The organism is Kiloniella laminariae DSM 19542 (assembly GCF_000374005.1).
GTDB classification, from domain to species: domain Bacteria; phylum Pseudomonadota; class Alphaproteobacteria; order Kiloniellales; family Kiloniellaceae; genus Kiloniella; species Kiloniella laminariae.
In genome coordinates this window covers 395,834-418,079 of the sequence record NZ_KB893135.1, presented here as the reverse complement: position 1 = coordinate 418,079, position 22,246 = coordinate 395,834, and the positions used below count along the sequence as shown (strand labels likewise).

General features: G+C 51.8%; 21 protein-coding genes. 6 read left to right on the top strand and 15 right to left on the bottom strand.

Annotation, left to right across the window (positions count from 1 at the left end; genetic code table 11):
• Positions 1-94 precede the first annotated feature (94 nt).
• Positions 95-991 (top strand): LysR family transcriptional regulator, encoded by an 897-nt coding sequence (locus B152_RS0106795; protein WP_026261341.1) that lies wholly within the window; start codon positions 95-97, stop codon positions 989-991.
• 131 nt (positions 992-1,122) lie between these two features.
• Here B152_RS0106795 and B152_RS24750 read toward each other — a convergent pair whose 3' ends face one another.
• The 4 genes from B152_RS24750 to B152_RS25135 all read right to left on the bottom strand — a co-directional run bounded on the left by B152_RS24750 (position 1,123) and on the right by B152_RS25135 (position 3,766).
• Positions 1,123-1,842, bottom strand: coding sequence for a class I SAM-dependent methyltransferase (locus tag B152_RS24750; protein WP_020591650.1), 720 nt, complete (start codon positions 1,840-1,842; stop codon positions 1,123-1,125).
• Between the two features lie 148 nt (positions 1,843-1,990).
• The gene (locus B152_RS0106780; protein ID WP_020591648.1) at positions 1,991-2,389 is read right to left on the bottom strand and encodes a hypothetical protein; all 399 of its coding nucleotides are present in this window, start codon (positions 2,387-2,389) and stop codon (positions 1,991-1,993) included.
• A gap of 49 nt (positions 2,390-2,438) precedes the next feature.
• Positions 2,439-3,230, bottom strand: coding sequence for a class I SAM-dependent methyltransferase (locus B152_RS25140; RefSeq protein ID WP_051082957.1), 792 nt, complete (start codon positions 3,228-3,230; stop codon positions 2,439-2,441).
• A 47-nt stretch (positions 3,231-3,277) separates the two neighbouring features.
• The gene (locus B152_RS25135; protein ID WP_020591647.1) at positions 3,278-3,766 is read right to left on the bottom strand and encodes a MarR family winged helix-turn-helix transcriptional regulator; all 489 of its coding nucleotides are present in this window, start codon (positions 3,764-3,766) and stop codon (positions 3,278-3,280) included.
• 133 nt (positions 3,767-3,899) lie between these two features.
• Here B152_RS25135 and B152_RS0106765 point away from each other — a divergent pair, with 133 nt between their 5' ends.
• A complete protein-coding gene (locus tag B152_RS0106765; protein WP_020591646.1) occupies positions 3,900-4,088 on the top strand; it encodes a hypothetical protein in 189 nt (62 codons plus the stop codon).
• 17 nt (positions 4,089-4,105) lie between these two features.
• On the opposite strand, the gene B152_RS0106760 is transcribed toward B152_RS0106765, so the two are convergent.
• Entirely contained in the window at positions 4,106-4,780 is a 675-nt protein-coding gene (locus B152_RS0106760) for a dihydrofolate reductase family protein (RefSeq protein WP_020591645.1), read from the bottom strand.
• Positions 4,781-4,873: 93 nt separating this feature from the next.
• Between B152_RS0106760 and B152_RS0106755 the strand changes: the two genes are divergently transcribed.
• A complete protein-coding gene (locus B152_RS0106755; RefSeq protein WP_020591644.1) occupies positions 4,874-5,392 on the top strand; it encodes a winged helix-turn-helix transcriptional regulator in 519 nt (172 codons plus the stop codon).
• Positions 5,393-5,575: 183 nt separating this feature from the next.
• Here B152_RS0106755 and B152_RS0106745 read toward each other — a convergent pair whose 3' ends face one another.
• The 6 genes from B152_RS0106745 to B152_RS0106720 all read right to left on the bottom strand — a co-directional run bounded on the left by B152_RS0106745 (position 5,576) and on the right by B152_RS0106720 (position 15,287).
• Positions 5,576-5,995, bottom strand: coding sequence for a hypothetical protein (locus B152_RS0106745; RefSeq protein WP_020591642.1), 420 nt, complete (start codon positions 5,993-5,995; stop codon positions 5,576-5,578).
• A gap of 187 nt (positions 5,996-6,182) precedes the next feature.
• Positions 6,183-7,598 (bottom strand): sensor histidine kinase, encoded by a 1,416-nt coding sequence (locus B152_RS25130; protein WP_020591641.1) that lies wholly within the window; start codon positions 7,596-7,598, stop codon positions 6,183-6,185.
• A 225-nt stretch (positions 7,599-7,823) separates the two neighbouring features.
• A complete protein-coding gene (locus tag B152_RS0106735; RefSeq protein WP_157230927.1) occupies positions 7,824-8,657 on the bottom strand; it encodes a substrate-binding periplasmic protein in 834 nt (277 codons plus the stop codon).
• Between the two features lie 256 nt (positions 8,658-8,913).
• Positions 8,914-12,033: an ATP-binding protein gene (locus B152_RS25125; protein ID WP_051082954.1), complete on the bottom strand. Its 3,120-nt coding sequence runs from the start codon at positions 12,031-12,033 to the stop codon at positions 8,914-8,916.
• A gap of 94 nt (positions 12,034-12,127) precedes the next feature.
• On the bottom strand, positions 12,128-14,251 hold the full coding sequence (locus B152_RS25120; protein WP_020591638.1) for an ATP-binding protein: 2,124 nt from the start codon (positions 14,249-14,251) through the stop codon (positions 12,128-12,130).
• 100 nt (positions 14,252-14,351) lie between these two features.
• Positions 14,352-15,287: an ABC transporter substrate-binding protein gene (locus B152_RS0106720; RefSeq protein WP_211212147.1), complete on the bottom strand. Its 936-nt coding sequence runs from the start codon at positions 15,285-15,287 to the stop codon at positions 14,352-14,354.
• A gap of 433 nt (positions 15,288-15,720) precedes the next feature.
• Between B152_RS0106720 and B152_RS25115 the strand changes: the two genes are divergently transcribed.
• A complete protein-coding gene (locus B152_RS25115) occupies positions 15,721-17,385 on the top strand; it encodes a sensor histidine kinase (protein ID WP_020591635.1) in 1,665 nt (554 codons plus the stop codon).
• Positions 17,386-17,527: 142 nt separating this feature from the next.
• A complete protein-coding gene (locus B152_RS0106705; protein WP_020591634.1) occupies positions 17,528-18,010 on the top strand; it encodes a PAS domain-containing protein in 483 nt (160 codons plus the stop codon).
• Positions 18,011-18,272: 262 nt separating this feature from the next.
• Here the strand turns inward: B152_RS0106705 and B152_RS0106695 are convergent, their stop codons facing one another.
• The 4 genes from B152_RS0106695 to B152_RS0106685 form a co-directional block, all read right to left on the bottom strand.
• Positions 18,273-18,500, bottom strand: coding sequence for a DUF1127 domain-containing protein (locus tag B152_RS0106695; protein ID WP_020591632.1), 228 nt, complete (start codon positions 18,498-18,500; stop codon positions 18,273-18,275).
• A gap of 248 nt (positions 18,501-18,748) precedes the next feature.
• Complete coding sequence (locus B152_RS0106690; protein ID WP_020591631.1) at positions 18,749-19,288, bottom strand: protein phosphatase CheZ; 540 nt, start codon at positions 19,286-19,288, stop codon at positions 18,749-18,751.
• An 8-nt stretch (positions 19,289-19,296) separates the two neighbouring features.
• Complete coding sequence (locus B152_RS25980) at positions 19,297-19,461, bottom strand: hypothetical protein (RefSeq protein WP_157230923.1); 165 nt, start codon at positions 19,459-19,461, stop codon at positions 19,297-19,299.
• A 146-nt stretch (positions 19,462-19,607) separates the two neighbouring features.
• Positions 19,608-20,423: a DUF2189 domain-containing protein gene (locus B152_RS0106685; protein ID WP_020591630.1), complete on the bottom strand. Its 816-nt coding sequence runs from the start codon at positions 20,421-20,423 to the stop codon at positions 19,608-19,610.
• A gap of 267 nt (positions 20,424-20,690) precedes the next feature.
• On the opposite strand from B152_RS0106685, the gene B152_RS0106680 reads away from it, so the two are divergent.
• Positions 20,691-22,064 (top strand): HD-GYP domain-containing protein, encoded by a 1,374-nt coding sequence (locus B152_RS0106680; protein ID WP_020591629.1) that lies wholly within the window; start codon positions 20,691-20,693, stop codon positions 22,062-22,064.
• Positions 22,065-22,246 lie beyond the last annotated feature (182 nt).

Sequence of the window (22,246 nt, the reverse complement as noted above, 5' to 3'; positions counted from 1 at the left end):
CTGATCATTCAGGTTGTAGCTGTATCATAATATTCTTTCGTTTGTGAAACTATAGGTTATCTTTGGAAAGAACTATTCCATAGATGGAAGAATTATGCGCTATCTTGATCACATGGCGGTCTTCGCACAGGTTGTCCAGTCGGGTAGTTTCTCCGGTGCTGCCCGACAGCTTGCAATGCCCCTGTCCACGGTCAGCCGAAAGGTATCCGATCTGGAAAATCACCTGCAGGTCAAACTGCTGGAACGCTCGACCCGGAGCCTGCGGTTGACTGAAAGTGGCAAGCTCTACTTTGGGCATTGCCTTCGGGGGCTCGAAGCTTTCAAACACGCGGATCTGGCGATTGCAGAACGCCAGAGCGAGGTAGCTGGTCAGCTGCAGATTTCAATACCCCCCTCTTTAGCTGAAACTATTTTTGTGCCGATCACAGGGAAATTCCAGCTGCGCTATCCCAAAGCCCGGGTGAATATCCTGATCAGTGAACGATTGCTGGATTTTATTGGTGATGCGATTGATCTGTCATTTCGTTTTGGCCCGCTGGTGGACAGCAATTTACACAGCCGAAAACTGGCACGTTATCGCCATCGTCTGGTGGCTTCCCCCGGTTATCTGGCTTCGGCGGGCAGCCCGGGCAAGGTCGCTGATCTGTCCGGGCACCGTTTGATTGGTTTCGGTTTTCCAGGCAAACCCCGGCTCAGGTGGTGTCTGGAAAAGGGGAACAGGCAGGAGGAAATCGTTTTTGCCCCGGATCTGGGGATTAACGATTATGCGGCTGTACAACGTGCATTGGTTCTGGGGCAGGGGATTGGGGAGCTGCCCTCCATTCTGTGTCAGGAGGCGCTTAAAAAGCAGAGCCTGATTGAAGTTTTGCCGGATTGGCGTTTTGCCGAAGTTGACCTTTTGGCGGTGCATCGGGGGCGCAAGAACATGCCCCGGCTCGCCAGCCTTTATCTGGATTGTTGCATCGAGCATATCAACAGCTGTATTGGCTGACCCCTTCTGGTGGCTGTCCCGCTTCGGGCGATTGGCCCGGTTTAGATCCCAGGGCAGGATAGCTCTGCGCGCGTGGCAATGACAATCATTTCCCGGCTGGCAGTGGTGAAGGGGCTGCGATCCCAATCCCCTTAGAAGGCTTTGATCCGGAGGTCTGTAACATTCAGCTGTTGCGCTAGTTTCTCGCGGGAGAGAAAGCGGATGGTACTGTGGGTGGTGCCTTGCGGCTTTTCCGGTTGATCGACAAAACGGTAGCAACTGATGAAGCTGACGAGGTCGCCTTTGAACTGGGGGGCATCGTGCCAGAGTTCGATCGTTTCTGGTTTGCCGTCCAGCGAAAGCGTGAAGCGTTCCGTTGTCTGTTCGCGGGTCCATTTTTTCCAGGACTGGACCAGAGGATTGCGGGTTTCAAAAGCCAACTGTCCGTCCGGGGCGAGCTGTTGCCTGATCGCCTGCAGCGTTGCCTGCAAGGCCTTGTCATCCTGAAAAACCTGAAAGGCATGACCGCTCATGATCACCAGGTCAAAGGGCTGGTCGGGACAATGGCGGGGCAGTGCGTCTGCTGTGGTCTCAATCCACTGAACCAGATGCCCGTCCTGGCGCGCGCGGGCGACCTTGAGCATGGGGGCTGCCGGATCAAGCCCGGTTACCTTGTGTCCCTGTTGTGCCAACGCGGTTGTCAGCAAGCCGGTGCCACAGCCGATATCCAGGATGCGCAGAGGGGCAAAGGTTTTTCCCCTGGCAAGATCTGCTGCAAGGGTCATATAGAAATCGCAATCCGGCCCCCAGGGGTTCTGAAGATCATAAAGCCTTGCGAGCAGGGGATCGGCAAAGGGGCTGTTATCAGTCATCTTTGATCGGGGAGTGTTTCTGTTTCCGGTTTTTTGACTGCTGATATGATGTTGGGATGAAACAGGAAGGAAAAGAAAATTCCTCCCTGTTTCATCTGTGCTGTCTTATTTCCCAATCTTTAACTTTCCAGGCTGTATTTCCCAGGCTTTATTTTTCTGTCTTTTCTGCGAGGGATTTCTTGAACTCCTGTCGCATACTGTGGGCCTTCATGGCGGGCAGGCCGATGGCTTCAAGGGAGAGTTTGAAAATCAGGATCAGCGTTGCGGTAGCCAGGGCATCAAAGAACCAGCCGACAAAGGGTGCCGCTGCGCCCCAGAAGCCGGGGAGGTCGGCCAAAGCAGGCAAGGTCCAGAGCCCGGTTGCGCCGTGCAGGGCAAGGGCCATCCAGAAGCCGACACAATAGGGGCAGCGCCACTGGGCATAGAGGCTTTGCAGCGGCTTGGGCAGACGCTGCAAGGTCCAGTTAAACCAGCTGCCCCATTCGGGGAGCTTGTCCCAGATCAGGATATAAAAGGCAAAACCGATAAGCGCGGTGGTGATGTTCATGCTTGTCTCCGGGGTAGGAAAGGGGGGCAGGGTTTATGAGGTTTTGGATTTAAAGAGCGTTGCCGCCGCAAGGCGTGGCAAAGAACACGTTTACTTCGATGTCGACACAGGGACGCCGGGTGAATTCTTTCAAGTTGTAGGCCGAAGCATCGAGCTGTTTGATGATTTCCTCCGCAGACATGCCGCGGTGCTGTTCCTCGAAAATTTCCTCGATCAGGAGCAGACGACCACTATGTTTCAGCACACGGGCAACTTCAGCCAGCCCTTTGCCAGGGTTTGGCCAGTGATGAAAGGAATTCACCGCAATCACCACATCGACGCTGTTGTCAGGCAGCGGAATATGTTCAGCCCCGCCGAGTAAAAATTCGCTTGTTGATGTCGGCGAGGCATCTTGTGATTGCTTTGCTGTTTTCTCTCGGGCAATCCGGATCATGGCGGGGCTGGGGTCTATGCCGATAACCCGGTTTGCGCGGTTTGTACTGACAGCGCTGCGCACAGCAGAGCCACTGCCGCAGCCAAGGTCGAGCAGGGTTTCCGAGCCGTTCAGCCCGGCAAACTCGACCGCAAGCTCAACCGCAAGGGCGTTGATCGGATGTTCGCCGTAGTTGTCGACATACCAGTGGACCAGATCATCGTTCCAGGGCGCGCCGGGGGTGTGACTTTCCGCAATCTGTGTTTCGCAGACTTGTGTCTCTGAAGCCTGTGTCTCTGCACCTAGTATCTCTGTGCTATCTGTTCCCGGATCTTGTGTTCTTGCAGCCTGTTTATTGATCGCAGGATCAGCAAAAGTATCCGGCATCTTCTGATGTTCTTGAGGTGGATGTGAGGAAGAGGAGGTCATGTTTAGTTCCTGTTAGTTAGAAAGACATACTATAAATATCAAAAAAATCAGGCCCGTTCGGCAGCCTTTTCCAGCAGGCTCGTCAGGGTTTTCTCATCCTCTGGCGTCAGTCCGGCAGCCATTCGTTTTGCCGCATCGCGATAAAGAACTTCTTCGCCGCGCAGATGTTCGCGCCCTTGTTCGGTCAGGATAATATGCTGGGCCCTTGCATCGTATTTGCAACCAAAACGCACAAGCAGCCCGCGCTTTTCCAGCTTGGCAATTGCCGCGCTGGCGGATGCCTTCTGCACGCCCAGCAGCTGCACCAGATCCTGAAGGTGATGTCCGGCCTGACAGTCGTTTTCCGCCGGGACAGCAGGCCCTTTTTCGCTTTCTGCTGGGTTTTCCGAAACAGCAATCTGTCCGCCGTCGAGGCGCTCGATCGCCCGCAGATACTGGTACTCGCTGTAACTCAGATCCCCGGGCAGGCGTGCACTGTCGGCCCAGAGCTGGCTCAGGCGGCGGTGCAGATGATCAAGCGACTGTGCCAGTGACATAGTTTTTCCAATTAGTCTGTCTGACGAACTATATGGATCTGTTGGGCAAAAATGTCAAGGGGAGTGACCAGAGAAACCGACCCCACAGAAACCAACCCCACAGAAACCGGCGGGAGAAGCGAGGGGAGACTCTGTGGTTGGTTTCTGTGGGGTTGGTTTCTTTGTGGATGGTTACCAGCTGCATCAGAAGTTCAGTCAAAGCCAGTTGGTGATGATCACAATCGTCCTGAGTGGAGCAGCAGAAAGCCACACTGCTGATTTGAGGGCTGAGAAACGTCATCACAGTCTTTGTGGTGTGGCTACTGCTCCGATTTCAGACTGAGCCGGACGAACGACCTGTTACCCTTCGGGCATTCCCGGTTTGGTCAGCGTGACATGGGTCGCGCTTTCGGTTGTAACATGTTCCGTCACCCGAAAGCCGAGGGCTGGCAGGTCGATCCCGCTGAACATCGCTTCGCCCTGGCCGAGAACAACCGGAGAAATGGTAAGCTGCAGCTCGTCGATCAATCCGGCCTGCAGGTATTGGCGTACGGTGCTGACGCCGCCGCCGATCTTGATATCCAGTTCCCCGGCAGCAGCTCTTGCCTGTTCCAGAGCCTGTTCAATCCCGCCGGTGACAAAATTAAATGTTGTTCCACCTTCCATGACAAGCGGGTCGCGGGGATAGTGGGTGAGGATGAAAACTGGCGTGTGATAGGGCGGATTGTCTCCCCACCAGCCCTTCCAGTCCTGATCTGGCCAGTCCTGATCCGGCCAATCCCCGCGAGGGGGCCCGAACATGTTCCGCCCAAGGATGAATGCGCCGAAACCGGACATTGCCTGCGCTGCAAAGGTCTCGTCCACGCCGTCCGAGCCACCTTCCTTGCCAACCATTTTGCAGAAGGTTCTGGTCCCGAAGAACCATTGATGCAGTTCCTTCCCGCGTTTCCCGAGAGGGTCAGCCAAACTTTGCTCCGGTCCTGCCCCGAACCCGTCCAGTGAAAGTGAAAATCCGGCGACACGTATCTTCGTCATGGTCATCTCTCTATCCGATTGCGTTTTGCAATCAGTTGTCTTGTTGCATAACTGATCCTATATTGCAATCAGTTTTGTTGAAGAGGGTCGAACTTGGATATTGAAAAGCGGTCGGGCTGTCCGATCAACCTTACCATGGAGGTTTTGGGGGATCGCTGGAGCCTCGTTGTGATTCGCGACATGATGTTTGGCAATCGGCGGCATTTTCGCGAACTGCTGAGCAAGTCCGTCGAAGGTATTGCATCGAATATCCTTGCGGCCCGGTTGAAGCGGCTTGTTTCTCTTGGGCTGATCAGCAAATGCGATGATCCGAGCCATAGCCAAAAGACCATCTACAGCCTGACAGAACCGGCGATCCAGCTGGTTCCGGTTCTGGCAATGATTGGCAGCTGGGGCCGACAGCACCTGCCTGTGAGCGAAGCACTAAGCATTCGGGCGCAGCTTCTGGAAGAGGGGGGGCAGCAGATGTGGGACCATTTTATGGATGACCTGCGGCAGATTCACATCGAGGACCCGGTCGGGGGTGCAAGCGGCAGGCGAACATCCCCGGTTCTGGCCCAGCTCACCGAGGCCTTTGAACGTGTTCGTAGAGGCTCTCCGGACAGTCGGTGAAAGACTGCAGAAGTTTTTGTGAATGTGAGGACGTCAGTGCAGCAATGCCGCTTGAGAGCGGAGAAAATCTGCTACAGGCCTGAAAATTCAGTCAAAGCCAGTTGGTGTCGATTACAACTGTCCTGATCGAAGCAGCAGAAAAGCACTTTGCTGATCTGGTCGCTGTTCTGGTCGCTGTTCCGGTCATGGCTGGCGACCTCTAGCAGTGGGGGAATCTGATTCAAGCCTGTGACGAAGCCAGCACAGTCCGTCCTCCTGATCAGGAGAGATATGGTAGGTAATCGGCCAGTTGGGATCGGTTTCTGCAAAACCCTTGTACATTTTCAGCACAAGCTGGTCAATTTCCCGGTGTGAAACCAGAACACTGTACCCGCCAGCACGATAGGAAAGGGAGGCCCGGGTATCCTCCAGGACACGATGAAAATCGTCATAGGAAAAATTGTTCATGCCGCCGCGGCTGATATCCCAGATCAGGTTTTTGGATCGCTTGCCGAGGGCCATCTGGTGGTGGAGATCCAGCATGTCCTGTAAAGTCAGCTCTGCTGTAACCTCATAAATAACGAGATCAAGCTCACTGACAGCACGGGCCTGTATCTTGTCCATCCTTACCTCAAATTTAATATGTATTTGATGGAAACATAAGTGAAAGTTTGGGTCTTGGAAATTGAGGGGTATTACGTAGATAACTTCAGCAAGCTATCGGGCGGCAAACAACCCAGTCCAGGTTGATACAAAAAGAGATCAAATATCAAAGGCAGAACCCGGGAGATCAATGTTGCGAAGAGATCATTTAACGAGGGGGTTTCAGTATTTTTACCGGCGAAAGAACCCGCTTGGCCGGGAAAATCAGACGGACGGTTGTTCCTTCTTTTAACTGGCTGAACAGTTCAACATTACCACCATGCAGTTCCATCATCGACTTGACGATATGCAGGCCGAGGCCGGTGCCTTCATGTTCTCTGGTCAGAATGTTTTTTGCCTGCTTGAATGGCTCGAGCACGCGGGGAAGATCTTCGGGGCTGATGCCAATGCCGTTATCTGTGACCTCGATGACCATCTGATCCCGTGCAGTAAGATACCGCTTTAGGGTTATTTTTCCCTGCCGCGGGGTAAATTTAACAGCATTGCCGAGAAGGTTTATCAAAATCTGTTTAATTCTGATTGGATCGGCATAGAGCAGGGGGAAGCGCGAAGCTTCTTCGTTATCTGATCGGGCAGCGTCTTCCCGGCTTTTGGTGATGTCCGAAATCTCCAGCTGTTTCTCCACGGCACGTGCGGTGACCATTTTCATGCAGGAGGCAGAAAGGGCCTGAATATCGCATTCCGTTTCACGCAGTTCGATTTCGCCGGTTTCGAGTTTGGATACATCCAGCACATCGTTGATAACAGCCAGAAGATGCTGACCTGCAGCCAGGATGTCGGCAGCATAATCCCGGTAACACTCTTTGCCGAGAGGGCCAAAGGCCTCGTTGTGGATCAGTTCTGAAAAGCCGATGATCGAATTCAGGGGGGTCCTGAGTTCATGGCTCATGGTGGCCAGAAAATCAGATTTGGAACGGGAAGCAAAACGTTCCTGTTCCACGGCTTTTTCCAGTTCCTTTTCGATTGCAACCCGAAATTCGAGCTGGCGGTAAAGGTCGTGACTTTCCCGTTCTGCGAGAAGTCGTTCTTCGCCACAAACCCCGGCCGCATTCATTTGTGCAGCAAATTCGGCTGACTGGTGAAGGATTGTTAAATCCTTGTTCAGGCTGTCACAAAAATTCTCGAGCAGCCGTTGCTGGTGTGAACTGAAGGTTCTGGCACGCCTGTCAAATACAGAAAAAGTGCCAAAGGGCTCTCCGTCAGGCCAGTGCAACAGATGGCCGTTATAGGACATGACATCCGGGGCAGAAGGGGGCAGATTTTTGACCCAGAAGCTGTCTTTGCTGCTGTCATCAAGGATGAGTGGCTGGCCGCTGTCGAAGACATGGCTGGAGAATTTATTATAGGCCTGCTGTATTTCCTCCCAAAGTGCGTTTGAGGTCTCAGGTGTATGGTTGCGGATAATACGGGGAGCAGCCGCTTCTCTCACTTCGGAAATCTGGCAGAAGGGAATTTGCAGAACTTCAGCGGTGACATCCACCATCTCTTGCCATTTGTTTTTTATCTCGGCGGGGATGGAAGAGCTTGTTCGGAAGGGGGCACTTTTTATATGAGGATTTTCCATAAACCAGCTGTCTGCTTCCTGAAAGAGGGGTCTGTTCTGTACCGGTCTGATGGCAGTGTAGCGTGATTTTCTTCTTTTTTGAAGGTGAAATAAATAATATGCCCCCAATAGTTGTGTGTTTTGGCGGCAATCGGGCGAATCTTATCTGAAGCTTCGCCTTCCGGCTTCTTGTCTGCCTTACTTGAGGCTTGTTGATTGGGGGCAGGAAAGGCCTGACTGCAGCGGCTATTCAGCTACGCAGGGCCTGTTTTCCCAGGCATTGAGGTGCTGCGCCAGGATTGTGTCATAATAGCCATCCTGTTTAAGCTCGACCATGGCCTGATGGAGTTCTGAGACAAGAACAGGGTCGCTGTCATGGCTCATTGTGGCCCAGAGAACGTCTGTGAAATTTTCAATTTCAAACAGCATTTCCAGCTGATCGCCATCAAAGCCGGCTTTACAGGCTGTGGTGCGCGCCAGAAAGCTGGTCAGGGGAAGTATGTCTATGCGGTCATGGTACAACATTTTGATCCCCTGATCAAAATGGGTGAAGGTGGTGTAATCGTAATCTGCTTTGAATCCGTTCTGTTCGAGCAGGGCCTCGTCGGCACTGCCCCGCTGTACCCCGACAATAAGAGAGCTGTCGCGCAATTCTGACAGGTTTTGCGGGTGAATTGATGCCTTGCCCTTGAGGTTGAAAAAAAATCTCTGATAGGGTGAGACAGTCTCGATCCACTGGTAGCTCTGTTCCCGTTCCTCTGTGCGCAAAACAGAAAAGAACAGGGTATTGGGGGTATCCTTGGCCACAAGTAGCGCCCTTTTCCAGGGAAGGAATTCGACAGGATCAACCTGAAGAGCGTGCTTGCTCCTGATCTTGGATATTGTCGCGTTGACATATTCGATAACATAACCTGCAGGCTTTCCATTTTCGAGATACTGCAAAGGGGCAAAGCTATCGGTGACGATATGTAATGTTGGAGTTTCGGCAGCTTTTGCTGAAGAAGCAAGGGCAACAGTGATTACAGCAATAGAGAAGAAATGCGACAACAGGGATTTAAAAACCGAAAATCTTGATGTCATATTTTTCGCTCCGCCGCCTCTGGTCTTTTGTTTCGGATAGCAGGTTTCCTTGATTTTACAGAGCTTTCCAAAGCCTGGTGGAAAAGCATAACTCTCTGTATCTGCGGTAATTTTCTTTACAGGGCTGCATTGTAATATGATTGCTTTGTTGTTCAACTCTAATTGTGGGTTCGAAAGGAAAGACACCCGGATCAAACTTTGGGATCAAACTTTGGGATCAAACTTTGGGATCAGGCTTCGGGACCAGGCTTTGGGATCAGGCTTTGGTGTTCCACCAGTTGACAGTTTCCTCAATGGTTTCTATCAGCCCGGGCAAGAGTTCCCGAATACCGTCAAAGTCATCGCTGCAGGCTTCCATAAGGGCGGCTTGCCGGGTCAAACGCGGGGCAAGCAAAGAGCCTGCAATTCCCTTGATGCTGTGGGCGGCGAGTTTTATTTCCTTGCTGTCCCCTCTTTCCAGTCCCTTGTTAATCCCCTCGATATGTTTTTTTACGGCATCCGGCGTTTCGTGGATGAGATCGGTGACAACCTTTTGCCCTAACAAACGCGAGAATTCGGCGAACTGTTCCTCATTCCCTATCGGGCAATCCTGAATATGGCTCTGTTCCTTTGTGGGGTGCTTTTCTTCGGCGGGAGGGGCGGGAGGGGAGAGTGGCATCTTCAGAACTTCAGCGGTTTTTATATCCTGCTGCTTATCTCTCTGCTCTTCATCCGTCTTCTGAACCTGCGTCCCGCTGGACTTCTCTTTGTCGGTCTGATCAGGCTGGTGGAAGGATGTCACAGGACGGGGGAGGGAAACCGGTGCATTTTTTGCGATGGTTGCCTTGAGATGTTCTTCTGTGAAGGGTTTGGTCATAATATCATCCATGCCTGCCAGGCGGAACAGGTCGTGTCGGCTGGTAAAGGCTTCTGCTGTGAGGCCAATGATGGGCAGGTGCCTGCCCTGCTTTGACGCTCTGATGGTTTTGGTTGCCTCCAACCCATCCATTTCGGGCATGTGCACATCCATCAGAACCAGATCTATTTCATGACTGGAAACGGCCTCTACAGCTTCACGGCCATTGGCCGCATGAATCACGCTGTGGCCAAATTTCTCCAGAAAAGACCGGGCGATGGTGGCGTTGATTTCATTATCTTCTGCAAGCAGAATGGTCAGGGGAGGAACGGATAGTAAAGAACCGTTCTGGATTTGGGACTGGAACTCTTCAATTTCCCTGGGTGAGGCTTCAATCAGGGGCAGCTCGACCGTAAAACAGCTGCCCTGGTCCGGCTTGCTGCTGGCGGTGATCTGTCCGCCCATCAACCGGACCAGGTTTTTGATGATGGAAAGCCCCAGACCTGTCCCACCAAACTTGCGGGCAATGCTGGTATCTGCCTGGACAAAAGCGTCAAATATCAGCGGCAAACGCTCCGGGGCTATTCCGATACCTGTATCTGTGACCGATAGACTGTAACGTGGAAGGCCCGACCCGGCTTTTCGATGCTCTTTGTGGGACGGTGCAAGTTTTTTAACCGTGAGGGTAATGCTTCCTTCCCGGGTGAATTTGAAGGCGTTGCTCAGCAGGTTGTTGAGGACCTGGACAAGACGGGTGCGATCGCCCCTGAGGTAAGAGATTTCTGTACAGTCATTGACCAGTTCCAAAGATATGTTCTTGCTTGTTGCCAGGGCCTGGAAGGAAACAAGGGTTGAAGCAAGCATTTCCTGGAAATCCAAGCAGTGCTGTTCGATCTCTACGGATCCACTTTCAATTTTACTCATATCCAGCACATCGTTGATGATCGAGAGCAGGCTCTGGCTCGAGGACAGGAGCGTGTTCAGTTTTTCCGTCTGGTCCGGGTCTAGATCTGTGCTGCTCAGCAACTGGGCCATACCGATGACCCCGTTGAGGGGGGTGCGGATTTCATGGCTCATCGTGGCAAGGAAGTCGGTTTTGGCAGAGTTGGCAGCCTCGGCTTCCTCCTTGGCCTTTTGTAATGCGGCGGTTCGCTCGGTAACGGTTTTCTCCAGCCCCTTGTTGATCTGGTCAATCTGAGCCATCGTCTGTTCCAGACGCTGTTCTACCTCTTTCAGTTCGGTGAGATCCTGAATCAAACCGGCAACATAGACCGGAGAACCATCGGCGGTACAGGATAGATCTGCATGGCTGGCAAGGTGCCGGACTGTTCCATCCCTGTGCAAAACCCGATAAGAGCAGGAGAAGGATTTCCCGGCAGAAATTTTGCGGTTCTGGGTTTCGATCACCCGTTGTTTGTCATCAGGATGCAGGCAGCTTATGAAGGCTTCGTAACTTGGTACCGTCTCGGGTGGTAAACCATATATTTCATAGAGCGTATCGGACCATTCCTCGGTGTTCTCCCCGAGGTCAAGGAACCAGTGTCCGACCCGGGCAATCTTTTGGACCCGCAGATGATTTTGATTTTTCTTATCAAGTCGCTGGGCCATCTCCCGGCGGGTTTTGACTTCGTCGTGAAGTTCTTTGAGGGCCTCTTCAATTCTGGATATCATGGCATTGAAAGAGCTGCCGAGAACACCGATTTCATCGGCTGAAGTTACCGGCATGCGTTCCTGCAGGTTGCCTTTTTGTGTCTGATTGCTGATCCGCGACAGCAGAACGATGGGGATAACCAGCTTGCGGTGCAGGTAAAGATAGGAAAGTGCAGAGAAAAGTATTGTGAAGATAATGAGGAAAATTGCTGTGTATTGTAGCCGTTCTCCCTTGCTTCTTGCGGTATCAACCTCGTCCCTGGTTCGCCTGTTCAGTTCTTTGATGAAACTGTTGATTGCCCAGACAATCCGGCTTTTACCGAGATGGTAATGATCATCATGTAGCAAGCTTCGGGCACGCTCCTGGTCGGCGGGGCCTCGCCGCGTAAATTTTCCCGAACCATCTGGAAAGAGACCCTTCATGGCGGCAAAGGCAGTGCGTTCTGTTTCGGCAAGCTGGTCAGAATTGTCTTTGGCCAGCTGCAGATATTGCAGCTCGAGTTCGCTGAGGCTGGTTTCCCTGATCAGATCAAGCAGAGGGACGGCAGTGCCTGTTTCAGGCTGGTTGTCCTCGGAAAGGATGACAAACTCCCAGTAGACATCCTGATAGTTATCCGGCCGAGGGGCTTCACCATTGCGTATCGCAAGGATTTGCTCAAAATACCTTTCATATCTTGTTTCTCCTGTCACGACATAAGATCGGGCCATGCGTGTGAGGTCGTCAGAGCTTTTTCGCAGGTGCTCTGCCAGCAGAATTGCTTCGGTGCGATTTATTTCGAGCTGGCTTTGTTTGCTGCTGTTGTCTTCCAGCAAGAGCATAATAAAGGTTATCGCGCAAAGCAGGGCGAAAAGTGTGGCAAAGATCAGAAGTATACGAGCTTTGATCGACATGGTTTCCACAGGAATGATTCAGGCCAAGTATAAAAGTCTGGCCCTTAAAGGGGCGTTAATGCGAAATTCTTGTTCAAACACCATCCTGAGGTTGCTAATCAGCTGGCGACAGGGTTGGTTTTGCGGGGGGCTGTTCGGGAACTGGTTGGTGGATTTCTGCTGCCATAACCTGATTAATTACTTGTAAAAGCTGCAGATGGTCGATTGGTTTTGCAACAAAGGCATTCATTCCTGCCTCGAGATATTCCACGACATGATCCTCCATGGCATCGGCGGTCAGCGCGACGATGGGAATACGGGATATCTCGTGGTCAAGTGTGCGAATGGCCCGGGTTGCTTCTGGGCCGCTCATACGGGGCATCCGGACGTCCATGAGGATCAGCTCGGGGCAAAGTTCAAATGGTGCTGTTGTTCCAGAGTGCGCTTCTGGTTGTTTTTTTTCTTCCAAGTTCAGACCGGCAAAGCTGCTGATCAGATCGACGGCTTCCTGTCCGTCACTCGCCAGAGTGATACTGTGACCATATTTGTCCATAATGGAAGAAATAATTCTTTGATTCAGGCGGTTGTCATCAACGACCAGAATACGTAAGGGACGGCGTGTTCGATAAGCGGCGGCAGGAGCCGAATGTAGCTTTGCCAGAGGCAATTTTGCCGGGGACAGAGGCAGCTGCAGAGTGAAAGATGAGCCCTCGCCAACAGTGCTTTCTACGCTAATGGAGCCTCCCATATGCTCGGCCAGACGCCGGGAAATCGCCAGGCCGAGACCGGTTCCTTCGTATTGACGGGAGATTGAGGCGTCAGCCTGGGTGAATTCATTAAACAGCTCGGGTAAAACGTGCGCGGGTATGCCTATCCCGCTATCTGTGACCCGAATGACCAGCCAGATCGGATCGGGCTCTCTCTTTTTTTGCCTCTTGTAAGGCTGTTTTCTGGCTTGTCCGAGTGTGATGGCAAGTTCAATGCCGCCCTGACGGGTAAACTTGACGGCATTCCCCAGGAGATTGATCAGAATCTGTCGCAGGCGTGTGGGGTCACCATGCAGACCTGCGGGTATATCTGGCGAGATATCCAGTTCAAGGGAAAGGTTTTTCTCTGCTGCCCGGGCCTCGATAATCTCGAGAGTTCTGTTTATCTCCGGGCGGAGTTCAAAATCGATCTGTTCAAGCTCGAACTTGCCTGCCTCGATTTTGGAAAGATCGAGAATGTCGTTGATAATCACGAGCAGAGACTGTGTTGCTTCTTTAATCTTTTCAACTTTTTCCTGATTTTCCGGTACGAGGTGATTTTCCAGAAGCAGATCAGCCAGCCCCATCACTGCGGTCATGGGGGTGCGGATTTCATGGCTCATTGAGGCAAGGAATTCCTGTTTGGCGCGGTTTGCTGCCTGGGCAGCCTGAAACTGTTCTTCAAGTTCTGCCGTGCGTTCGACAATACGCTCTTCCAAAGTCTCTGCTGATTTCCGCAAGGCATCTTCTGCCCGGTCCCGTTCATTCCTGCGGGTGGCGATACAGTCCAGCAACCGATTGCCTGACTGGGCCAGGACATAGAGTTCATCACCTTTGTTCCGGAGGGGAACCTTGAGGCGTGTTTCTTCCGGTCTGTCCGGGTCAGCTTTCGCAAGGGCAGTGGAGATCCCGAGCAAGGGACGAACCAGCAGGTGATAGTAAACCAGGGAAAGGATGGCCGCGACCAGCAGGCTCTTGATCAGCTGGAAAATCACTTCAGCAAAAGCCCGGTTCAGAAATGTTCCGGCAATTTCGGCGGGGTCAGCTATAACCTGCAGATAGCCGGCCTTTACCTCCTGATCGTCAAGGGTTCGCAGTTCTATTTCAAAATGCTGCAGTCCCCCAAAAATCTTTTGTGTTAGCCAGTTTCTCTTTCCGGGAACTTCTTTGATCCGGCTGGAGAGAACATTGTATCGGTCATCAAGAATAGTGACATCGATAATCGTGTTGTATTCGAGTAATCCCTGAGTGACTTCGCCCGCAAGCTCGGCATTCAGATTGTAGGCAGCACGGGCGGCGGTTTGACCATTTGTCAGGATTACCTGCTGAATCGTCGAGCGGAAGAATTGCTTGCTTGCGCGCAGATCAAGGTAATTTGCCAGCAGGCTCATGGCCAGGCCAACGGCAAGGGAGACGAGTACCACATGAATTGCCAGCCTGTGGGCCAGTTGTTTATCTGTCGCTTGGGGGGAGGGGCTGCGATGAAAAAACATATTTTATTGAGGCTTTCTCTCTTTCGAGTTCTTTCTAACGGGTGGCGAGTAGAAAGAGCAGGAATAGACCCCGGGAACGGACAGGCAGATAACAGTTTGGTTATTCACAGCTGGTTTCCCCCCAGCTTTGCCAGACAGCCCGATTTTCCCCGAGCCACTTTTCTGCCGCTTGTTTATCGGTAAGGCCATCGGCGTCAACCAGGGCTGCCACCTCACTGATCATGGCATTGTTAAAATCCATATCCTGCAAAATCGCATAGGCACAGGGCCAGGTCATTGGCATTTTATGCCAGGCGATTTTTTTCAGCCAGCCGTCTTTCGGATTGCCACAGTCGTAGGGACGTTCGGGGTTGATTCCCCATGATGGATCGGTTTCACATTGCGGGGCATAGTCAGGGAATTCGACAAACTTCCCGGGATAACGGCTCTCGATCCAGTTCGGGCTCCAGTTGAAAAGAACAATGGGCTGTTTTATTTTGCTGGCCCTGGCCAGTTCAACCCAGAGCTCGTCCGCTGTTTTGGCTGGCGTCAGTACAAAATCCATGTTGAGAGCACGGATCCGGGCGTGCTCCGGTTTTTCCCACGGCCCGGCGATGTATCGTCCTTTGGGTTTGGTATCCCGGCTGGCAAAGAGAGAGGCACAGTCGCGCAGTGCCGTCCAGTCCGGGAGGCCGGGGCAAAGTTCTTCGGCATACTCTGGATACCACCATTCCTCTCTGGTTTTGGCAGAATGATCTCCTGCTTCAATCACCTGTCCATGGATTTTGATTTTTTCGAGGTCATGAGCCATGGTTCCTTCCCAGACCTCGACCTGAACGTGTTCAAGCCCCCGGTGAAGCCGGGCCCACTGGTCTTTGGTGGAGACAAGCTTGTATTCCACTTTATACCCGTGAGATTTATAGACCTCGCCGAGTATTCTGGTCATGACCAGTTGGCTGGTCCAGTCATTGAGGATAAGGCGAAGCGGTTCGGGAGATTCCGGTACTGAAGCCTGCACCGGAGGTGCCTGGAGCAGGGGAAACATGAGCAAAGCCAATAGTACAACACCCGGTACAGGACGTAACCTCTTGAACCATGCAAAGGATATGCACAGATACCGCTGGCCGTTGCGGGAAACTGGGTGAGGAGCTTGATAGATTTGCATAACCACCGTTCACTTTGGTTCGTTTGACTTTGCTTTGGAGGCCGCCGGAGAGGGGCTCTGTCTGCTTAAGGCATCCTGTCTTAGCCTGTCTTGCTGGAACAGCTGTCTTGCCGTCCTGCTCGTGATGACCAAGAATAGGGTGAATATATTAAAAAATTGTTGGGTTATTCTGATTGTAAAACAGATAAACTCTTCAAGTGACTTACCCGGACATATCTGTCGCAGGGGAAAATTGAGGAATGGGCGCTTCTGGGGAAGAATCTGTATAAGGGCCCTTTCCATTTGTTTTGAGCAAAGCTATGCTTTTCGCGGATGTGAGGCCTGAATGTCAGTTGAAATAAAGGGTGCTGTGGACAGTCTTGTCCCTGCACCGGAATTTGACGACAAGAACGAGGCGGCAGTGCTGATTTTGAGCAAGGATGCTTTGTCCCTGGTCGAGACCAATGCACGGGCCGTTTCTATGCTTGGCTATAATCCGCAGGAATTACGGGCTCTTTCTCCGACAGAGCTGTTGTTTGAAAAACCGGTGAACAGATCTCCCAAAAGCTGCTTTACCCAGGGCGATGCCCTGATATTGCGGCATGCCAACGGGCAGAAGATTTTTTGTAAATCGACTTTTGGTGAAATTGTTATTGCAGCAAAATCGCGTCTGGTGATCACTCTGTCGCCGGAAACCCCAAAAGAGCGGAATGCCCGGATTGATGCGCTCTTGCGTTTGGCGGTAGGGCAGATGCCGGATGCGATGATTGTCTATGACATGGACGATCGCTTGTTGTATTTCAATCAGGCTTATCGCCAGATTTTTTCCTATATGCCGCCGCTGGAAGAACTCGCCGGGAAGCATTTTTTCGATATTATCCGCATTACCATGAAAGTTCCGGGCGTTGTGATGGACCCGCTGTGCCATTCCGACCCCGAAGCCTATCTGGCCAAACGGCTTGAAAGATTGCACCACCCCACTGCGGGGATGTTTGAGCAACCTTCTGCCGGGGGGTGGCATCTGATCCATGAACAGCGAATTCCCGGGGTCGGTTTTGTAAGTCTGCGGCGGGACATTACCCGGGACAGACAACTGCATGATGAGATGACCGCGGCAAATCGCCGGCTGGAAGAAGCGGCAGGGGCGATGGAAAAGGCCCATGCTGAAGCGGTTTCAGCAAGAATTTCTGCAGAACAGGCCAATCGGGCCAAGAGCGAATTCCTGGCCATGATGAGCCATGAGCTGCGAACGCCGCTTAATGCAATCATCGGATTTTCCTCGGTAATGCAGCAGGAGATTTTTGGCCCGGTGGGCAATGTGCGTTATCAGGAATATCCCGCTATGATCAAGGATAGCGGCAGCCATCTTCTGGCGATCATCAATGATATTCTTGATCTTGCCAAAATCGAGGCAGGCAAGATGGAACTCGATCGACAATGGATGGACGGGAATGCGCTGATTGTAGAATGCGCCCGACTGATGAGTGGTCTTGCCCTGTCCCGTGATGTGGTGATCGAGCTCTACAGTGTCGGCCCGGATGGAACTGTCATGCTTGATATAGACAAGGATATTCCTCTTGCTGAACAAACTGCTTCCGGAGGGAGCGGATCGGGAAAATCGCTGTTTTACGCTGATGCCCGTATGAGCAAGCAGATGGTGGTGAATCTGCTTTCAAACGCCTGTAAATTTACCCCGGCGGGGGGCAGCATTCGCCTTTCCTATGACTGGACGGATGCGGACAGCAGGGAAATCGGGGTCGAGGATACCGGGATCGGGATGTCCCCGGCGGATATCGCCTTGGCTTTACAGCCCTTCCGCCAGGTTGCGGATGTTTCTGTAACGACGGAATCAGGGACCGGCCTGGGACTTCCTCTGGTCAAGAGCTTCGTCGAGATGCACGGGGGGCAGCTGAAAATAGACAGCAGGCCGGGGCAGGGAACAACCGCCCGACTGCGGTTTCCTGTCGGGAGCAAATCAGAAGTTAAACACAATCTTTCCCGGGACAGATAGCAGGGAAACGAAAAGATTTGATTTCCAAGTAACTTTTCGTGTGAGGCGTGATAGTCTATAATCTTCTGTATGCGATCCAGGCAATTGACCTTTTGCCAAGAGGCCATTCCGGGGTGTTAGGAAGCTGGAGAAAGAAACCGTTATGTTTCAAGTGCGCTATCCACGGAACAAGATCTATGACGAGAGTTTCTTAAAGATCTGTGATCCTAAAATTCGGGCGTTCTATGAGTTTTACTGCAGCAAAAAACAGGGTCGCTCCATGCCGGAGCGCAAAGATTTTGACCCGGTTGAGATGAAGCAGTTCCTGCCGGGCATTACACTCGTCGATGTTGATCAGAAAACAGGAGAGTTTACTTACAGACTGGTTGGAACCGGGGAAGTCACCAAACGGGGAAATGATCCAACAGGAAAGCTGGTGCGGGATCACTTTCGTGGAGATCTCTGGGCCGAAACCGAGGAAAATTATCTCTATGTGTGTAAATGCAAGAGCTTCATCTTTGATCAGCTGGATGAAAAATGGGATTCCGGATTGCAGTTACATGATGAAGTCTTGTTTATGCCATTGTCGAATGATGACGAACTGGTGAACATGGTGATGCTGTTTTGTGTGCAGGAATACAAATAAGCGACTGTTTCATAACTATTTTATGATCTCCTGCTTTGCTGTTAAAAAAGGCCCTGAAGATTTTTCTTCAGGGCCTTTTTTAAGTATTGGGAAAGCTGCAAGCGCAGTTAACGTATCTGATCCAGTCTGACCTTCCGGGATACGCCTTTTATAAAACATCTTTTGCCAGAACTCTGCCCTTCCGGACATACAGACAGAAGGTTCTTTTGGGGCAATATTTTATATTGCGCGAGCTTTCACGCAAGCAGGCATCTCGGGTAAATCAGAGTTTGGAAACGATACCTTCGATATCACCACGTGACAGACCAATGTCTTCGAGGACAGCGTCGCTGCAGTTATAGAGAGCGATGCGGGTCTGGCGGCGTAGTTTGTAGGCTTCCATAGCTTCGATCATGGAGATGAAGAGGCTGCCCAGAGACAGGCCAATGCGCTGTGCATAACCGGCTGTTGGGTTAAGGGGAAGTGTTTCACTGAAAGTAACTGTAGCCATTGTTTGAACTCCTAAACATTCGGTCAAATAAAGTTTAGACGTTTTGCGAAAAGCTTCGTGTCCGTCTGATATGCAGGATGTAATCCGGCTCGACTTGTTTTACGAGCGGGATTTCTACAACCGAGATATGCAAAAAATGCATGTCATAAAGCGGACATTTTCTGCGGATTTATGGCGGAATTGTGAATTTTACAAGACGGAATTGGTAAGGAGGTGGGCTGAGCTATGCGCGAGTAAAACGGGGCCGTTCAATCAAACAGGGCGTCAATATCATCCTGGGAGATGGCTTCTTCCTCAATGACCGCAGGGCCATCCATGGCGACTTCCTCTTCAGGAATGTCATTGGCGCTGAGTTCGGCACCGCGGTTGATCACGGCTTCCTGACCATAGATATTGATCATGGCATTGACCCGGTCTTCGACAAACTGCAGGGAATGCAGGATTTTTGTGACCCTTTGTCCTGTCAGGTCTTGAAAACTGCAGGCTTCGAGGGTGTCCATGGCATGTGCCGTCAAGGTGTCGCACATACTGTGACGTGCTTCTTCGTCTTTTTCGTCTCGGATCATATCGACCAGATCCAGAATGCCTTCGCTGGATTTGAGGATCTGGTCAGAGGCCACTTCGGTATTGCGTACCAGGGCATCCAGCTGTACGGACATGTTTTCAAAATCGGTACGTTCACCTTTTTTGCGGCTGGCATCTGCAAGCTCTTCGCGCAGACGCCCCATATACATGACCAGCTTTTCAAGTTCTTGACGAAGGCGCCCGTCGGTCTCTGTCGATCCCATTTCTCGTATTATCCCAGCATCAACATAGGGTGAAAACAGGAAATTCCGTGATGGTTCACCGGAGCCATTGCCGGACGAGGACGGTTGTGACGGTTGTTCTTACAATGTTTTACCGGAGACACGTTGTGGTTGCTTTCTTTGGCATTTACAGCTGTCGCCTTACCCAGAGACATGGTTAAGCCTTCTTTAAAAACAGTACTTTAAACGTCAGCGATTAACGTGGCGTTAAAATAATGCATTCCCCTGGAAGCTGCCGAGTTCAGTGTATTATACCAGTAAAAATATTACAAAAATGTTTTTTGTATACAGTAATAATTTATCAGGCCGTTTTTTCTGCGCCGTGCGTCGGCCCCACGGCCCGGCGATATAGGTGCCAGGTCGCATGGCCGAGAAGCGGTAGGACAATAAAAAGCGCCAGAAGTCCCGTCACGAGAGAAACCGCAATTAGCGCAGCAATCGTCATACACCACAGCGCCATGGGCAGAGGGTTACGGATTACCAATCGGACGCTGGTGACAATGGCGGTCACAAAATCGATATCCCGATGATAGAGCATGGGGAAAGAGACCACGGAAAAAGAGAACACGGCAAAGGAAATCAAAGCTCCTGCTGCGTTGCCAACCAGAAGGAAAACCAGGCCACGTTGTGTTGTCATGATTTGATGTAGCAGCTCAGCAATGCTGAAGAGCTTGAAGCCAAAGAAGCTGAAAGTGAGAAAGGCAGCAATATCAAGCCAGATAAACAGCGAAAACCCGGTAATCAATGCCATCCAGCCAAGATCCCGCTGAAACATTGAACGCACAACACCAAAAGTCCGTCCCCAACTGAGAGGCTGTCTTTCTTCCAGTTGATGGCTGATGAAATAAAAGCCGCCAGCGATAAAGGGCGCGATCAGGGCAAAGCCGACTGCCAGGGGATAGACGAGATAGGGCAGCTCAAAGTGAAACAGCAACAAAATCAGCAACCACCCGCCAATTGCATAGATGCCACCAAAAAAAAGGGCGTAAGGGGCTGCGGCCCGGAAGTCGGCAAAACCGGCAAGCAGAATATCGATGATATCCCGGCTGGTAATGTCCCGGACTTCTGGCCAGTGTGAGGCACTGGAGGGCTGCTTTGTGGATGACTGATCTGGCATATTCTGTTTCCCCGTTCTTGCAGTTTGTTTTTGTTGCCGGCTCTTTTCTCGCCGGAGACTGCTTAAGTTCCCGTTACAGAATAGAATATCCTGACGGGCTTTACATCTCAATTTTACTTCTTCGCGTTATAGGAGCGCCTTTAAGCTTGGCTCGGTTTTTTTTATCGCGATTTTTGCCTGATGGTTTTGTGGCGCTTCAGCGATTTTTAACCTGTATGGGGTAACTCTGATGTCTGGTGAAGGGAATGGCCCCTCGGGAGGGAATTGATGGTTCTAAAGGAGGTGGCAGAAAAAAGTACGAGCAAAATACGCCTGTCCGAACTGCTTTCTGCGCTCAGTCATGCTCTTGATCTGACAGAAGGGCAACCTGCTGGCCATTGTATCCGTTGTTGCTGGATTGGTATCCGGCTGGGGGAGCATATGGGGCTGAAAAGCGAGGAGCTCTCTGACCTCTACTACACTCTGCTGCTCAAGGATCTGGGGTGCAGTAGCAATGCTGCCCGGATCTGTAGTCATTACCTGACAGATGATATCAGCTTCAAACACGACTTCAAAAAAGTTGATGGCAGCCTGACCAAGGTTCTGGGTTTTGTCCTTTCTCATACGGGTATGCAGGCTGGTATGGCAGAACGCTTTCGGGCGATCTTGCACATCCTGCAAAACGGGGGAGAACTCGCCCGGGAGCTGATTGAAACCCGCTGTAATCGCGGGGCGGATATCGCAGCAAAAATGCATTTCAGTGAACGTGTGACCGAGGGTATCCGCAACCTGGATGAGCATTGGGATGGCTCTGGCTTGCCAGAGCGGCGCAAGGGGCATGACATACCGCTGTTTTCCCAGATTGCTCTTTTGGCACAGGTGGTCGATGTCTTTGCCTCTCAGGGCAATGTCAATCGGACCTTGGAGGAAATCAAGGCGCGTTCGGGAAGCTGGTTCTCTCCGGAGCTGGTTACGGCGTTTGTGGAGTTGGCGCTGGATATCAACTTCTGGAATGCGCTGGAAGACCCGGGGCTTGACAAGGCGATCTATCTCTATGAACCGGGGCAGGCAGCACGTTATGTCGATGATGATTATCTCGATGATATTGCCGAAGCCTTTGCCCAGGTGGTCGATTCAAAAAGCCCCTTTACTGCCGGACACAGTGAAAGAGTGACTGTCTTTGCCGATCTTATTGCCCAGCGGATGGGCTTTTCTGAAGAACGCCGCCGCTGGTTACGCCGCGCTGCATTGCTGCATGACATTGGAAAGCTGGGGATTAGTAATTCCATTCTGGACAAGCCGGGAAAACTGACCGATGAGGAGTTCATCCAGATCAAGTTACATCCGGTCTATTCCGAGAATATCCTGAAACAGATTTCAGCGCTCAAAGATCTTGTGCCTGTCGCTGTCGGGCATCATGAACGGCTGGACGGCAAGGGATATCCCTATGGTCTCAAGGGGGATGAAATTCCACTGGAGACCCGGATTGTTACTGTGGCTGATATCTTTGATGCCCTGAGTGCAGATCGCCCCTATCGTGCTGCAATGCCGCTGGAAAAGGCACTGGCGATTATGCAGGATATGGTCGACAGCGCCATCGATCCCGAATGTTTTGCCATGCTTAAAGAGGTTATTGTGGATCTTGAGGAGGCGGTGGCCTGAAAGCCGCCCGGCTTGTTCCGGCAAGGGAAAAGCAGAAAAGAAGGGGGGGAGGGAGCAGACTGACCCGCATTCCAGGTTCTGCGGAGGTTTGTATCGCTGGTATTTCCAGTCCCGTTTTCCCGGTGCTGATCCAAACGACTGCTTTAGCCTGTCCGTCTTATAAAACCTGTTTTGTGAACCGG